We start from the raw sequence: 15,589 nt of genomic DNA, 5'->3' as shown, positions 1-15,589 counted from the left end.
GCCAGGTGAATAGGCTGCTGATTGTCGTACCGCTGTTGGCTTGCTGCGTCGATTTGCTGGAAGAATATCTATGCCAATGCTGTGAAATTATGACGAGTGACTTTTTATTGAAAAGTCTTTTCCAAACTTTCAGTGCCAGGAGGACGCGATTTGCATTTCGTTTTCAAGCTGCATCCAGAGCTTATCAAGTATTACCCAGTCTTCGCGTAAGCATGCCTGTTCCAAGCTTTGCGCGATGCTAAAAGCTTGCTCTTGCCCCAGAAGTCTGAAAACGCTTTTAAGGCTGTGCGCCAGTCGTCGCAGTGCGGCGCTATCGCGCGCACTCACATGTTTAGAGCCTTCGGCTTGGTCAGCAGGCATCTGGAGTGAGCATGACGCTCGATAGCTCAGAAACAATTCGCGATCGCCGCAAAAAAATTTGTCGATAGCATCTGGCTTTGTATTGTTTGGCGAAGTGACTGTTGTTGAGCGGTTTGAGCAGGATTCCAAAACATTCTGAACGCATGTCACCAGCTCAATGACTGATACGGGTTTACGCAATATCTGATGGACTTTCAGATGATCAAGCTGTTGGGCGATTGCATAGTCCACTCCCGCGCTGAACACCACTACTTGGCAAGTGGCTGAAGTTGAGCTGCGTAGCCATTCGATGAGCTTAAGGCCGGATATACCTGGCAACATAAGGTCGGTGATGAGCATTACACATGGCCGCTCAGGCAAAACAAGCTGTGCCTCTTCAGCACTAGTACATGTGATGAGTTCTAACGGAAGCCCCTCCAATGCTAGTCCAACAAAGCGAGCAATCGATGGGTCATCTTCAACCAACAAGACAACTGCTGGGGTCGAGTTCATGAGGTCAACAGCTCATTCAAGGCTTGAGAAAATTCTTGAACAAGCTTCGGCTTGTGCAAGACTCGTACTCCCTCTAGGGCGAAATCATATGTTTTTCGCTCTTCCTGATCCAGTGATGTGATAACTAGCAGCCTGCATGTGGAGAACTGCGGATTTGTGCGTAAAGCGGTGATGAGAGCCGCTCCATTGATGTCGGGCAGAAGGATGTCTACCAGCATCACATGAGGTTGAACCTTTCCAAACAAGGCCATGCCTGTGATTCCATCGTGAGCAACATGTAGTTCGACATCTGGGAAGTGACGCTGAACTAACAACTGCACAAGGTTCTGAAAATGTACCGAATCCTCGATCAGCAAGATCCGAACTTTGGTACTGAGGTGCGATGTGGCGACAGATGTCGCTTGTTCAGCAGAGCTTGATTGCCGACTTCGCCATGCCTCAACGGAGGCTCGAGTGATTCGACGATGGCCGCCTGGAGTCTTCCACGCTTGGAGCTCGCCGCGGTCAACCATCAGCTGTACAGAGCGAATTGCCAGTCCTAACAATTTTGCAACTTCCGCGGTTGTGAAGTGAGGAAGGTCGTCTAGAGGTGTGCTGATTTCAGACATGGACGGCATTCTGCCTTAAATCGGCTTGAAGAATTTGACGTAAATTTGATAGAATTGATAAATTGGATACAATTTGTTAAGAATTGCTGGTATTACCTGAATGCTCTCCTTATGAAAAAAATACTCATCGTTGAAGATCACGCAGACATACGCAAACTGCTCCGCATGACTCTTGAGTTCAGCGACTTTGAAGTGCTTGATGTCTCCAACGGTGAGGATGCATGGAAGGTTGTCCGACAAGTCAGACCAGATGTTGTGCTCCTTGACATCATGATGCCGGGTGCCTTCAGCGGCTTGGATGTTTGTCGCTTGATAAAAGAGAGCAATGAGCTCTGTAGCACCCAGGTGATTTTGCTGACAGCAAGGGGCAGTGCCGACGATCGTCAGGCTGGCCTGAACGCAGGGGCTGATGAGTACCTGGTCAAGCCCTTCAGCACACTGAAGCTCCTAGAGGTCATCGAAAGCTTAGAAGGGAGCATCCGATGACTGAAATCCTCAGTGACGAATTTGAATCTGAGTGTGAGTCTGAGTCGCTGCGCTTTGACCCAGCGGCCGTCGATCAAATGGAGCAGCTTATTCGTGACTTCGGGTATATGTACCGGGAGCGCAACCAATTGCTCAAAGAAGTCACTCGTGCTCATCACGAGACTCTACTGCGCTTGGCTATGGCAGCCGAGTTTAAAGATGACGACACGGGGGCGCACATCATCCGTATTGGCTTTTTAGCTGAAGCACTTGCTTTGTACTTAGGTTGCCGACCTGATTTTGCCAGCCTACTTCGTAAAGCGGCTCCGATGCATGACATCGGAAAGGTTGGCATACCAGACAGCATTCTTAAAAAGCGTGGTCCGTTGACGCCGGAGGAGCGTGCTTGCATGAATACGCATACGGATATTGGCGCGAAATTGTTAGGGCAGTCACGCATCCCGGTTTTTCAGATGGCTTCTGAAATCGCTGCTTTTCATCATGAAAGATTTGATGGCAAAGGATATCCGAACGGAATCTCGGGGGATGAAATCCCACTATCCGCACAGATTACTTCAATCGTGGATATATATGATGCATTAACAATGGATAGAGTATATCGACCAGCATTTGCACTAAATGACGCTCTCAAGTTAATTCAGGCTGAGCATGGTAAGGCATTGGGGCCAAGAATTGTCGACACATTTTTGAAGCATATAGATGAATTGGAGAATATACGACTCTCACTAATCCGTCAAGCACCAACATTTGCGGATTTAATTGATACGCCTTAAATAATTAATGAGTGACCAAAAATCTCTAAATATTAGTATATGAAGTCATTTACCGCTATTCAACGCTTTGTTGCAAAAATGGGGATCCTAAGCTCGCTATGTCTGAATTCGATAAGTATATCTGCGGGCCCTATTTTTGATCGTGTCCAATCGCGTGGAATAGTTAAGGTTTGCATATGGCCGGACTATTATGGAGTGACATTTAGAGATCCTTGTTCAGGGAGTCTGAAAGGAATTGACATCGAGTTGTCTGCTGAGCTCGCAAAGGATTTGGGGGTACGTTTAGAATATGTTGATTCTTCATTTTTGAAAATAATTCCAGATCTCTTGGGTTTACGCTGTGATGTTGCAATGTTTGCCGTTGGTATGCTGCCCCAGCGAAAGGAAAAATTGAACTTCACGGCCCCTTATTTGAGAAGTGATATTTATGGGATTAGCACCAAAACCAACCCCGCTGTGAAGAAATGGGCGGATATAGATAAGCCAGGTGTGCAGGTGGCAGTGCAGCGCGGAACTTTTATGGAGCCAGTGATGAGGCAATCGCTCAATTATGCGAATGTTGTGGCCGTTGAGCTGCCTCAGACTCGCGAAAAGGAGCTCATGGCGGGACGAGTAGATGTATTCATGACCGACTATCCATACAGTCGTCGACTACTTGATGGGGCGGACTGGGCTCAATTGATTGTTCCTCCAAAGCCATTTTATATATTACCGTACGGATATGCAGTTAATCCCAATGACCCGCAATGGCTTGCTAGGCTAAACCGATTTGTTGCAGACATCAAGCGTGATGGGCGTCTTGCTAGAGCTGCGCAAAACAATGGCTTGACCACTATTATGGTTAATGATGCTGGTCAATAGAGAGCAAATATTATGCCATACAGAGTTGCTACTCGTGAATTTTTTGGGGTAAAGCACAGCGCACATGTCAAAGCATTAATCTTGGTTTTCTCGCTTTGTGTGCTTGGATCCTTATCAATATTCTTATGGGGCCAACTGAATGCGCAAGTCGCGAATAGCAAGTCTCAGTCAATGCTTCTTGCGCGCGTTCTAGAAGAGCAAACGTCCAGAACATTTGAGACTAGTGAAGTTGCATTGACCAGTTTGGCAGTAAATCCCATGGTTTTTGGCCATGCTATCTCGCTCAAAGAGCGTGAGGCCGCTTTAGCCCAGGTTGTGTCGCAGATCCCTTTCCTTCGTGGAGTGTCTCTGGTAAATGTTAAAGGCGAAGTCATTGCCAGCACTCAGCCTGGAGAGTCAGGCATATCTATATCAATTGAACGGTTAGTAGGAGGAAAAAAATTGATTCCCAAGCCAGGTGAGATAAGACTGGGGGATATGATTTTAGGGCGAGATCTTTCTGCATTGACTTCTAGCTGGAAGATAGCACCACGAGGTGTTAGTTTTCTTCCTCATGTTTTCTGTTTTGAGCAAGATGATAGAACGGTCGCCTATTTAGTGGGGCTAATCAATCCGGATGCAATTGCTAATTTCTATAAATCTACTTTGGAGTCATCAAGCTATGATGCTTTTTTATTGAGCTATGAGGGAAGCCTTCTAGCCAGCACCAACGTAGGGCCAACATTGCCACTCACCATGGCGATGCAGTCGTCTATTGATACGAATATCGAGCATGCTTCATACCTTGGTAAGGGAATGCTCGGTGAACGAGAAATAGTCTCTTACCGTGCTGTACGCCATTGGCCTTTATGGATACTTGTGGAAGAGCCTTATTCGGCGGCGCTGAAACGCTGGAAGGATAGGGTTTTCATTTTTTTTATAATTACCCCTGCTGTATTTTTATTAGTCGTGGGACTTGGTCATTCTGTACGAAAGACCCGAAAGCTCCAAAGAGTAGCCCGCCAAGCTATGGATCGCTCTCAGGCACGCCTTGCCAGAAGTGAGCAAGAGTTAGCTGTACTGATGCGAAGTGTTCAAGAGTTAATTTTCCGCACTGACAAAGATGGACTTTTGACATTCGTGAATGCTCGCTGGGAAATGCTAACCGGTCAATCAAGTAAGATGGCACTTGGACTACGCTTCGAAAAAATAGTAGAACCGCAATGTCGAAATCAAGTGAAGGTTTTGCTTGATGCCAATAGTCAGCAGAGCTTACGCACATGTCAAGCTTTCTTCTCTTTACCAAATGGAAAAGAAATTCTGTGCGAAATTGCTGTCGTTCCACTTATAAAAAAAGGCCAAATTGTTGGTTTTGCGGGAAGCGCTGTCGATGTGACGGCTCGTTGGAAAGCGCAGCATGATTTGCAGACGCAATTGGCTTTTCAACATCTGCTTTTTGAAACGACACCGCTACCTTTGTTAATTACTGATGAAAAGAATTCTATTACATTGGTAAATAGGGCATGGGAAGAGTTCTCTGGTGTCAGCGCCCTGCAAATTATGGGGAAGTATTTAAAGGATGTTTGCTCATGCGATAACGCATCGATGCAGTTGATGATCAATCAGAAGGTATTGGATTCAGGTCAAAAAGCGGTCATTGATGCCAAGATAATTCATGCAAACGGATATTATCGCGATATGCAAATTACCAAGGCTGCAATTAAGGATTCCAGGGGTAAAGCGACAGGTGTTTTAAGTATTTTTGTTGATGTCACCGATTTTCGGGCAGCGGAGCAGGCGACACGGGAGGCACGTGATGCGGCAGAGGAGGCATTTCGTGTCAAGTCAGAGTTTGTTGCCAATATGAGCCACGAGTTGCGTACTCCATTGCAATCTATCATTGGATTCGCAGAGCTTGGTCACCTGCGATCACGCAAATCACCACAGTTTAGCGAAATGTTCAATGACATTCACTCGGCGGGACAACGCATGCTGGCTTTGGTCAATGACCTTTTAGATGTCGCCAAGCTTGAGAGCGCCGTGGGGGTCATACATTTAGAGAGAATTGACTTAAGAGGATTGATAAGGCCCATTGCTCGTGAACTGGAGCCACTGCAGCATCAAAAGCAGATAGATCTACGACTCGATTTGGAAAATTTCCCGATGATCGCAAAAGCTGATCCTGTACGCTTTCAGCAAGTGGTTCGAAATATGTTGGCCAACGCGATCAAATTTTCGCCTAATCATGGACGAGTTGATGTCATTGGTCGATTCGATGATCATGGAAATATTTGCATTGATTTTTCCGACCAAGGCCCAGGTATTCCGCCTCAGGAGCTTGATCAAATATTTCAGCCGTTTGTGCAATCGAGCAAGACAAAAGATGGTTCTGGTGGAACTGGTCTGGGGCTTGCCATATGCAGAAAAATTATTGATGCAATGGATGGGACTATTTCGGCAAAAAACAAGCCTGATGGTGGAGCCATATTTAGAATAACGCTTCCTAGTCGCTCTGTATATGAAACTCAACCTGGGGAGCTGATCTAGTCAAGCGTCATTCAGTAAATATTTTTGCTGTATTGTTTGATTATCTATCGGGATAAGTATTTCTTATCTGATTTTAAGGAATTATCAATAGAATGCATAAGTGCGTATTTAAATACTAAACTTTGTCTTAAATAAGAATATTTTTTAGATAATATTTAAATTGAATATTTTCTAATAAATAAATTAGTGCTTATGAAATATTGGGTTATTATGGAACGTTTCAAGATATCTACCCGACTGACCATCTCATTCACACTGATGGTTCTGCTTCTTGCCGTACTGGGCGGTGTTGCACTCTTTGGATCTTCCATTCAGCGCTCAGCTATCGACGAGATTACCCTGAGAAGAATCCCTCTCAGTCGAGCATTAAATGTCATTATTGATGGCACTAACGAACAAGCCATCCAATTTCGAAACTTGGTGTTATTCAAATCAGAGAGCATTCAGAAGGCTGCGCACACCAGAATCCTAGAGGCACGCACTGACATCGCGGAGCAGGTAAAGACCTTGACCCAATTGATAAGCTCGGAGAAAGGTAAATTCTTGTTGGCGCACTTGCTGCTACAACGGACGAAGTTCATTCAGCAAGGCGATGAATTCATTGCACTTGTTGATGGTAATCAGCATGATGAGGCTATGGCGATGCTTGAGGATAAGCTACGCCCGACTCAGCTTGAGTATCAGCGAGTCATTCACGAATTGTTAGCCGATCAGACTCAGCGCGCGGAAAATGCCAGTCAGCAGGCGGAGAGGGCTGCGCGTCAACTAGTGCTAGAGGTCCTGGTCACTGGTGGGGTTGCCACGAGTATTGCCGTTTTTTTAGCCTTGGCCATCATTCGCTCGATTACTCGCCCGTTGAGCCTAGCTGTGGAGGTGACAAACCGTGTGGCTAGCGGGGATCTTAGTGCCTCAATTGCAGTCAAGTCTAGGGATGAAATGGGCCTTCTGCTTGGAGCGCTTGAGCGTATGCAGCAAAGCCTGAAGACTACTGTGACGACAGTGCGCTCCAACGCGCAAGGCGTAGCTGCCGCGAGCGCTCAGATTGCCGCAGGCAACAATGATTTGTCGGGTAGAACGGAAGAACAGGCCAGCGCACTCGAGCAAACTGCTGCATCCATGGAGCAGTTGGGTTCCACTGTCAAACAAAGTGCAGAGAACGCTAACCAAGCAAGCCAGATGGCTAGGAAAGCGTCTGCCGTAGCAGCTGAGGGTGGTGAAGTGGTGGCTGAAGTGGTAGCAACGATGAAGAGCATCGATGAAAGCAGCAACAAGATTGCCGATATCATCAGCGTCATCGACAGCATCGCCTTTCAGACCAATATCCTGGCATTGAACGCAGCAGTCGAGGCTGCTCGGGCCGGTGAACACGGCCGCGGCTTTGCAGTCGTTGCGAGCGAAGTACGGGCACTAGCTGGACGTTCGGCAGAAGCAGCCAAAGAAATCAAAGCCTTGATTACTACTGGTGTCGAGCGTGTCGAACAAGGCTCTATGCTCGTGGATAAGGCAGGTAAGACGATGATCGATGTGGTCTCGGCTATTCGCAGAGTTAGCCACATCATGGGCGATATCAGCGCTGCTAGCCAAGAGCAAAGTCAAGGAATAGCACAGGTTGGCGAAGCTGTGACGCAGATGGATCAGACCACTCAACAGAACGCTGCACTAGTTGAGGAAATGGCTGCCGCAGCGAGCAGCTTGAGCCACCAAGCTCAATCTTTGGTTGAAGCTGTGGCAGTTTTCAAGCTGTCAGAGGCTGAACAGGTAGTCCGCATTGCAAGGTCCGTGACCACACTCAGCAAGACGAATCTGGTGAAAGCTACAAAGGCGGTAGAGCCGCTTCAAAAGTTTGGCGCTACGGCCACGTTTTCAACGCAGCGTCACGCAGTTGCTATCTCAGGAACACCAAGATCTGCGGGAATGCGTGACGGTGAGTGGAAGGCTTTCTGAGGGTAGTCACAAGCCGCATTGGAGGATATTTGAGTGCGTGGCTGAGTATTGTCTAGTGAATCCGACGACTCCGTGCTTTCTGGATTTTCACTGTCAACTGTCCCAGTTCAACCTGAAGGTGATTTCTGGCTCCTAGGTCAGCTTTGCAGTGGCTGTATCGCCGATGGCATGTAGCATGCGTATTCCAAAACATAGGACTATGCTTGGTCTTACTAATGTATCGGTCTGTTTGTCAGTGCCTACCAAAAAGTATGGAAACTTGCCGGATTGAAGCATTTAGGGTGCCTTAGGGGGCTTGCTCAAAGTAGGATGGTTGGGACTTTGACTTCTCAAACGCGAATGATCTGGTGCTCAAGATCCGCGTCCTGTTTGAGCAACTTTGTGTGGTGGCACGTGTCTTCACGAACGGGACCCTTTGGTGCGATCGGCCCCGTATATCTGGGGACTTGGAGTGCCCGTGTTGTGAGTTGCAAGTACCTCTCGATGCTCTCAGGTTTTCCAAATAGATAGCCTTGAACTTCCTCGCATGATTCTGCGCTTAGGAAAGCGAGCTCTTCTTCAGTCTCTACCCCTTCAGCAAGCACTGGCAACTCCAAGCCACGTCCAAGCTCTAAGACTGCGCGCACAATTGTTGCCGCTCGCGGGTTGACGTGAACAGATTTGATGAATGAGCCATCAATCTTGATCTTGTCGAAGGGAAAGGTCAGTAGGTGAGATAGAGAGGAGTATCCCGTGCCGAAGTCGTCCATGGCGATGCGCACGCCGATTTCCTTGAGTTGACGTATGGTAGATAATGCAATATCTGGATCTCGGATCAGTGCTGTTTCCGTGATTTCCAGCTCGAGGCGGCTCGGCGGTAGTTTGGTTTGCTTCAGGATCTCACGGGTTATCTGCACAAACTGTGGGCTGTGTAACTGCACGGCCGACACATTCACCGCAATATTCAAGTGGCGTTTCCAACTTGATGCCTCTTTGCAAGCCTGGTGCAATACCCATTCTCCAATCTGCAAGATCTGCCCGCATTCTTCTGCGATTGGAATGAAGACACTTGGAGGCACTAAACCGCGCTTTTGATGTTTCCAGCGCAACAGGGTTTCAAAGCCTACAACTTCTCGGCTTTTGGTCTGAACCAGTGGCTGGTAGACCAATGATAGCTCCTGATTCGCAATGGCTAAGCGTAGATCATGCTCTAGGCGCTGGCGATCACGCATTTGCTGGTCCAGCGTAACATCGAAAAAGCGGTAAACCCCACGGCCATCGGCTTTGGCTTGACAGAGTGCTTTAGCAGCGCACCTCATTATAGAGGGACTGTTATGTCCATGCTGAGGGAAGATAGCTATGCCGATGTTGATGGAGATGGTGGCGCAGGATGTTGAGGCTGAGCGGTTTGCATCGGCGAATACACTGAATAGCTTTTGCGCAATTCGCTCGGCCTGTTGCGGATCGCTTAGCCCAGGTGCAATGATCGCGAACTCGTCACCTCCCAGGCGCGCCATCAATTGATCACTGCGCAGCGTTTGCTGCGCCCTGCGGGCCACAGTTTGCAAAAGACCATCGCCGGCTGCATGACCGAAAAGGTCATTGACTTCTTTGAATCGATCTAGGTCTAAGCACAGCACGGCCAGATGCTTGCCACAGAGTCGCCCGTTCGCCCCATGGTCTTGCAGCAACTTTTCCAGCTCTTGGTTAAATGCTTTGCGGTTGATTAGGCCCGTCAACGTATCGTGATTGAATAGATAGTGAATGTCCCGCTCGGCCTTTATGTGATCTCGCAGGTCGCGAATAGCAACGATTTTTTGCAGTTTCCGGGCATAAATGACGGAACGAGATGTCGCCTCGACCACTATGGAATCTTCGCCGCTAAGCGGGTGGAGCATAGTCTTGAGTGCAATGCACGGCTTTTCTTCCAGCCAATTGCGCGCCATAGCGTCAGGAAAAATTAAAGAGAGGTCACGGTGAGTAAGCTCTTCGGCGCTGCAACCGGCCAACTTAGCGAGGCTGGTATTAGCCATAGTTATCACACCGTCCTCATATACGAGTAGGCCTTCGAATGCTGCATTGGCCAAGCTGTTTAAATGTTCCATTTCGCGAGTGGCCAGATGAAGATTCCAGACATTCAGTGTAAAAACTATCAGGGTCAGCAAAAAGATCAGAAGGCAGGCAATGGTTACCGTGATCGCTAGCCAGTAAACGGGAGTTGCGTTGGTTGAAACCGTGATGGATTGATCCTGAATCAGATCCGCAGTCGCCATCGCAGCAAAGTGGTGATTGCAAATGACCAGGGTCAGCAGCAGAGCTCCAGAGGTGATGGTGCGGTGTGTTTTCTTGCGTAATTCTGTCGGCAATGCGAAGGTGGAGAATAGGCTTCCCAGCACAATGGATATAACCATCATTGATGGGTTCCACAGAATACGACCAGGGACCTCGAATGCAGCCATGCCACTATAGTGCATGATAGCAATTCCGCAGCCTACCAACAGTCCACCTTTCTCACGGCCCAATCTCTGCGGGAGACCAGAGGTGACCGCAAAGCTCAGGATTGCCAGAAGGATGGCAGCGGATAGAGAGACTAAAACTAGGGTGGTGTTATAGCTATTCTGTATTCTTGGAGAATAAGTGAGCATCGCAATGAAGTAAGTGGCCCAGATGCCGAATCCCGTGGCAATTCCTGCCACGCTGAGCCATACCTTACGAGTGGTTATACTGATGCGATCCAGAAGATATATGGAGGTAAACAAAGCGACCGTGCAGATCACTGTTGTCAGGACGATCACAGGAAAGTCATATTGCATGCTGTTGTCCGAACGTTTGCACTTTGTCTCATGTCAGTGTTATAAAATCAATTCGATTAAATCTCATGATTTTCGTAATTATTGTTCTTTGTAAGCAATGAGATTAGATTTGACTGTCTGTTAAAAATTCCGGATTACTAATCAATCACTTGGTTATCCGAAGCCTGCAAATTATTTACTTCTAATAAACCGAAGGTATAATCACACCTAAGGAGTATTCAAGCCTCACGAAGCTAATTAGCAAAAAGGTAGAAGGGGAGTAAAAGTTACGTCAGCGAAATTTGGTGACTGTTAACCATAATCAGGTCCGAGATGGGGCGCAGTAAATTCCGACGGTGGTTTGGCCCGATGTGTTGCGTCCAACCCAAAGACAGTTTCCACCAATAGCTTCCATGAATAGGTGTACTTTGCCGCTCAGTACGTCAAAGGCGACTGAACAAGCCCCATCTTCCTTACTGAAATGGACCAAGGAGGCAATGCTTCCTCCTTCAAAGCGACCAAGCAAAGCTTTACTCCCCTGTTCATGAAATATGAATTGAGCCTGGCCTTGCCTAGGGACCATCACGCGGTCACCAAGTTGAAGGAGAAGTCCTGAATGTGCGGAGTGCGCATAACCGTCGCGTAGAATAAGAACGCCTTCGCTGCTTTGGAGAAGCCTAGCCTGAGGGGGAGATTCTTCATTTGATGCTTGAAAGGTCGGCTCTGAAGGTATGTCTGCTCTTTCGAGTTGACGAAAGATTCCACTTGTCATCCATTGTTGAAGAGGCTGATAAAAGCCGGAGACATATCTCTTTAATGTGAGCATAATTTTTCCTGATCAATCAATTGTCACTAGGTATTGATGATGGGTATCTATACTCTTTCTAAGCAAAATTTGTGCCAAAAAAGTTTAATGTTTTTTTTGTAGTTAAATAATTGATTTTTATTGGAATTTTATTTTCTTAAGGGCGATTTCAAGTGAGTGGCACGGCTGTGTTACGTAACATGTAGGGGTAGCGTTCAAGTGAGGCTGCCTACCCGGTCTATCTTTGAGCATAGGAGGGCATGGAGGTTTACGCTGGAATTCAAGGAAGAAGTGGTCAAGCAAGTCACTGAGAAGAGGCTCTCGGTAGTTGGAGCCGCAAGCCCGCTAAGGGGTGTTGACATATAGCTTGTATAAGAGCCGCTAATGCCACTTCGCTTTGGGATCAGCCAGAAGCATTTATGCATCTGGACCTCATGGCAAGACAACCCGTTAGCAATGAACCGTGGCGACAGCTGCAGCCCCTGATCCCAGCCTTCATCCCTTCCGTCAGAGGTGGCGCACGCAAGCCCACCGTGAGCGATGAAGCAGCGCTCAATGGCATTCTGTTAGTGCTGCAAACAGGCATCCCATGGGAAAACTTGCCTCAGTCCTTGGGTTACGCAGTGGTATGACCTGCTGGCGGCGCTTGCGTGACTGGAATGCCAATGGCGTTTGGCAGCGTTTGTACCAAGCTATGCTGGTACGTCTGCGCGAGCATGACCAGATTGATTGGAGCCGAGCAAGCATAGATGGCTCCTCGGTGCCAAGCCCCGGAGGGCCAGGAGATGAGCCTCAATCCAGCCGACAGAGGCAAGCTCGGCTCCAAACGACATATCGTCGTAGATGCCAGAGGCATCCCACTGGTGATCCTCGTCAGCGCTGCCAACAGGCACGACTCCATGCTGTTCGAGAAGTGCATGGATGCGATTCCAGTCGTTGCAGGCGTGCGAGGGCGGGTACGCAAGTGGCTGGCGAAGCTGCATGAGGACAAAGGCTGCGACTACAAGCGCTGCGGTGCCTATCTGAGGCGACGAGGCATCGCCAGTCGGATTGCCAGGCGAGGTATCGAAAGCAGCGAAAGATTGGGCAAGCATCGCTGGGTCGTGGAGAGAACACACGGATGGTTGCAGGCTTTGGCAAGTTGCGCATCCGCTTTGAAAGGCGGCTAGATATCCACGACGCATTGCTGAAACTGGCCGCTGCGATCATCTGTGAACCCTTCGTGGATCGGTGGTGTTAGCCGTTCTAAGAAAAATTAGCCTGATGTCACGCTTGAAAGTATACCTGCATCGCAGTATGGAGTTGTGTATTCAGTCAAATCTAAAGCGAAAATGCATGTAACGGAAGCTGCACAGATAATTTTAAAAAAATAGCATTTAGCACCGCAACCGGCAAAACATGGCTTATGTAGCGCAGAGTACGAGGCGTTAATATAACGCAAGACGTGTTTGTTTCTGAGCTGAAAAATAAATATGGTCAACCCGATCAGCAAACATCAGGACAATTTATGGTCGGCGATTGTGCAGGTGTTGACCAATTCACAGAATACATGCGCCATTGCAAAAAGGCGCTTGGATATATTTTTGATTCATCTAACCCATTGAGATATTACACAGCTACGCTATCTGACGTGCAGCAAATTTTCAACGAGCTTAAGATGCAAAAAGCGTCCGAACAGGATGGCGCACGTGCAAAGCAAGCAGAGGAAGTTAACAAAGCTAAGGGCAACAAGCCGAGCTTGTAATTTTTAACGTGAGATGCCAAGTGTCTTCTTGAGCTTGGCGTTTTCTATTTCAAGCAGCATATTTTCATGATGCAGAATGCTAACTGTATTAGTCGCTCGATAATGCAGTTCGTTATATTTATTCACGAGCGCATTGTATTGATTAACCTCTGTGCGAATCTCTCGCTTGATTTTATCGTGCTCCAGGCTGTTAATAAGAGATGAATATGCGACCCCAAAGGCGTTGAGCTGCATATCCAGAATTTGGCCGGCGTTGACGAATGACATGTGAGATCTCCTGTGTAGACAGAACCCTACAACAGCTCTGTGATGTAGGTCCAACTCTACTCTCTCGCAGCTAATTTTAAAAATGCAGATATGGCTGTTTAGATACACAGTACACCCCCTGTTTTGAGGTAGTGCACCCCCTGTGCCAAACTTAACAGTAACGTAACCAGAAGCACTTTTTTACTCAGTTATTGCGGCCCTGTACCTGCGGTTTCGCTTATCTCGGCAACGCACCAATTTTAGTCAACGAAACACTCTCCGCAAACGAAAAGAGCCCCGGAATTTCCGGGCTCTGGTGGTTCATATTTCGTCATCTTCAATCATCTCGATCGCGAAATGCAGCACCGCAATCCGGGCACCAAATCTCAGGATCTGGCGTGTATTTAAGCGCCGAACTCCACAGAATCGATTTTTGCTTACATAATGCGATGTGAGAATATGCGGGCACTAAATGTATTAGCATGTCGTCAGCAGATAATACATTTTCGATATCGTCATTTTTTCTATTTCGATAATGGTATTCTCGCTTCGCTCCAAACTTAATTATTACGTTGACGAAAGTTTCGATTTCGATATTAGTGTCAATTGCGATTATGTTTTCGTTTTCGCTAGCCGGGGGTTCGATTGCGCAGGATTCGATGACGAAACGTCTATTCTCCCAGTTGCATGTGATGTAGAGGCGCTGGAAACCCAGACTGCGGACCTCGGCAAGGCGGTTAAGGAACCGGCCGGCTCGTTCCTTGGTCATGCCAGTCAGAGTTCGGCGTGGGGAGGGTTTGCGGGCCATGTCAGGGCCTCCTGCGCGTTGATCTTGCGCGGAATTCGTCATCGTTTGCTGCGTCGCTCATCATCTGTATTGCCTGTGCGTGGTTGCGCTCCAGATTGAGAGCTAGTCGGGTTTGCTCGAGCTGTTCGAGATCTCGCTCGAGGTCATCGGCAGTACGAATCCCAAAAAGTGTTTTCAGGATTTGCATAACGACTTCCATCGCTGCTTGCATAGCGGCTTCATCAGCTGTCCGTGGCATGGGTTTGTCTCCTATGCCGCGAGCACGCATAACATCTCTAGTGTTGAGCTGTGACAATGGCTTCCCAAGGTCCATGAGCAAACCCCTAGCGTCCTTGCGTTGTAGCTCTGTATCATCCAAGGATCTGCTGATGCTCGAGAGGTCGTCGTATCCGTACTTGGCCGCAATGCGCTGGAATTCAGATTCCAGCGTTGAGGTAGTGGTGCTGGAGTCGTGATTCATGCTGATTTCCTCCAGAATCTGTCGTTTGCAGCTGTAGCGCTGCGGGCAGCAACAGACAAACGAACTAGATATGTAAGAGCTGCATGATTCGCTGGCGTGTGCCAAACATCTTCGGGCCGCTGGCCGGCAACCGCAGGGTTTTGTTGAGCACCCCAGCGTTGGACGTAGCTCAACGCAGACATTCCTGTGTCGATGCGAATTGCAGCGACAGCACTCATGGCTGCAGACACGATGTAAAACGGCGGTACAGGCAGTTTTGCACTTAGCATTTGGAGATACATGAGCAGATCTGTAGCGTCTGTAGCATCCGAGTCTGTACTCAGCAGCAGAGATGGCCCTCCAGGGAGAGAGATCAGTGCTGCGGGGATGTGGTCTGGGCACTCAGCAGCTCGCACAGCGAGCCCTCCATCTGCGATGGGGGTGATCAGCAAACCGGCAGCGCCAGCATCTCGAGCCTTTTTCAAGATCCTTTCCACGACATCGGGATGTCCGATGTCGGGGCGGGTGACAGCAAGCTTGGCGGCCAGCGCATTGAATTTTTTGGTGTTGATTTGATAGCTCCTGATATCAGAATTGCTTTTAATATTCACGGCCTTGGCGCTCGAGATCAGTCTTCTCTTTGAGCCAAGCCAGGCTCACCCCGCCAGATGCGGTGGTGAGTGGGAGTGGCTTCGCTGCCTTGGATGCGCGAGCGAAGATTTCTCG

At 48.3% G+C, this 15,589-nt stretch carries 13 protein-coding genes and 1 pseudogene; 7 read left to right on the top strand and 7 right to left on the bottom strand.

Going from position 1 to position 15,589, the window contains the following annotated elements; all coding sequences use genetic code 11:
• Positions 1 to 129: 129 nt before the first annotated feature.
• On the bottom strand, positions 130 to 852 hold the full coding sequence (locus F0P97_RS15140) for a response regulator (protein WP_003054546.1): 723 nt from the start codon (positions 850 to 852) through the stop codon (positions 130 to 132).
• Positions 849 to 1,460: a helix-turn-helix domain-containing protein gene (locus tag F0P97_RS15135; RefSeq protein ID WP_034401015.1), complete on the bottom strand. Its 612-nt coding sequence runs from the start codon at positions 1,458 to 1,460 to the stop codon at positions 849 to 851. The genes F0P97_RS15140 and F0P97_RS15135 overlap by 4 nt, the downstream gene beginning before the upstream one ends.
• Positions 1,461 to 1,571: 111 nt before the next feature.
• Between F0P97_RS15135 and F0P97_RS15130 the strand changes: the two genes are divergently transcribed.
• The 5 genes from F0P97_RS15130 to F0P97_RS15110 all read left to right on the top strand — a co-directional run bounded on the left by F0P97_RS15130 (position 1,572) and on the right by F0P97_RS15110 (position 8,050).
• Positions 1,572 to 1,946 carry a response regulator transcription factor gene (locus F0P97_RS15130; protein ID WP_003054549.1) on the top strand — a complete coding sequence of 125 codons (375 nt, stop codon included), beginning with the start codon at positions 1,572 to 1,574 and terminating at the stop codon, positions 1,944 to 1,946.
• A complete protein-coding gene (locus F0P97_RS15125) occupies positions 1,943 to 2,719 on the top strand; it encodes an HD-GYP domain-containing protein (RefSeq protein ID WP_003054550.1) in 777 nt (258 codons plus the stop codon). Before F0P97_RS15130 ends, F0P97_RS15125 begins: the two co-directional genes overlap by 4 nt.
• 39 nt (positions 2,720 to 2,758) lie before the next feature.
• Positions 2,759 to 3,580 carry an ABC transporter substrate-binding protein gene (locus F0P97_RS15120; protein ID WP_182283016.1) on the top strand — a complete coding sequence of 274 codons (822 nt, stop codon included), beginning with the start codon at positions 2,759 to 2,761 and terminating at the stop codon, positions 3,578 to 3,580.
• A gap of 12 nt (positions 3,581 to 3,592) precedes the next feature.
• Complete coding sequence (locus F0P97_RS15115) at positions 3,593 to 6,106, top strand: PAS domain-containing sensor histidine kinase (protein WP_003054552.1); 2,514 nt, start codon at positions 3,593 to 3,595, stop codon at positions 6,104 to 6,106.
• A gap of 210 nt (positions 6,107 to 6,316) precedes the next feature.
• Positions 6,317 to 8,050 (top strand): methyl-accepting chemotaxis protein, encoded by a 1,734-nt coding sequence (locus F0P97_RS15110; RefSeq protein WP_050873545.1) that lies wholly within the window; start codon positions 6,317 to 6,319, stop codon positions 8,048 to 8,050.
• A 329-nt stretch (positions 8,051 to 8,379) separates the two neighbouring features.
• On the opposite strand, the gene F0P97_RS15105 is transcribed toward F0P97_RS15110, so the two are convergent.
• A complete protein-coding gene (locus tag F0P97_RS15105) occupies positions 8,380 to 10,842 on the bottom strand; it encodes an EAL domain-containing protein (protein ID WP_003054554.1) in 2,463 nt (820 codons plus the stop codon).
• A 1,218-nt stretch (positions 10,843 to 12,060) separates the two neighbouring features.
• Between F0P97_RS15105 and F0P97_RS15100 the strand changes: the two are divergent.
• Both F0P97_RS15100 and F0P97_RS15095 read left to right on the top strand, forming a co-directional pair.
• Positions 12,061 to 12,866 (top strand): annotated as a pseudogene (locus tag F0P97_RS15100) (IS5 family transposase).
• Between the two features lie 204 nt (positions 12,867 to 13,070).
• Positions 13,071 to 13,370, top strand: a complete 300-nt coding sequence (locus F0P97_RS15095) for a hypothetical protein (protein WP_150106958.1) — start codon at positions 13,071 to 13,073, stop codon at positions 13,368 to 13,370.
• A 3-nt stretch (positions 13,371 to 13,373) separates the two neighbouring features.
• Here the strand turns inward: F0P97_RS15095 and F0P97_RS15090 are convergent, their stop codons facing one another.
• The 4 genes from F0P97_RS15090 to F0P97_RS15075 form a co-directional block, all read right to left on the bottom strand.
• Positions 13,374 to 13,637 (bottom strand): hypothetical protein, encoded by a 264-nt coding sequence (locus F0P97_RS15090; protein WP_003054568.1) that lies wholly within the window; start codon positions 13,635 to 13,637, stop codon positions 13,374 to 13,376.
• Positions 13,638 to 13,953: 316 nt separating this feature from the next.
• Positions 13,954 to 14,424 (bottom strand): hypothetical protein, encoded by a 471-nt coding sequence (locus F0P97_RS15085; protein ID WP_003054570.1) that lies wholly within the window; start codon positions 14,422 to 14,424, stop codon positions 13,954 to 13,956.
• 1 nt (position 14,425) lies between these two features.
• Entirely contained in the window at positions 14,426 to 14,884 is a 459-nt protein-coding gene (locus tag F0P97_RS15080; RefSeq protein ID WP_003054572.1) for a hypothetical protein, read from the bottom strand.
• The gene (locus F0P97_RS15075) at positions 14,881 to 15,474 is read right to left on the bottom strand and encodes a hypothetical protein (protein ID WP_150106959.1); all 594 of its coding nucleotides are present in this window, start codon (positions 15,472 to 15,474) and stop codon (positions 14,881 to 14,883) included. Before F0P97_RS15075 ends, F0P97_RS15080 begins: the two co-directional genes overlap by 4 nt.
• Between the last annotated feature and the right edge of the window lie 115 nt (positions 15,475 to 15,589).

The sequence above is a fragment of the Comamonas testosteroni genome (assembly GCF_014076415.1).
GTDB lineage: Bacteria > Pseudomonadota > Gammaproteobacteria > Burkholderiales > Burkholderiaceae_C > Comamonas > Comamonas testosteroni_F.
Note: the sequence above shows the minus strand (reverse complement) of the source record. Positions and strands in the feature narration are given on the sequence as shown.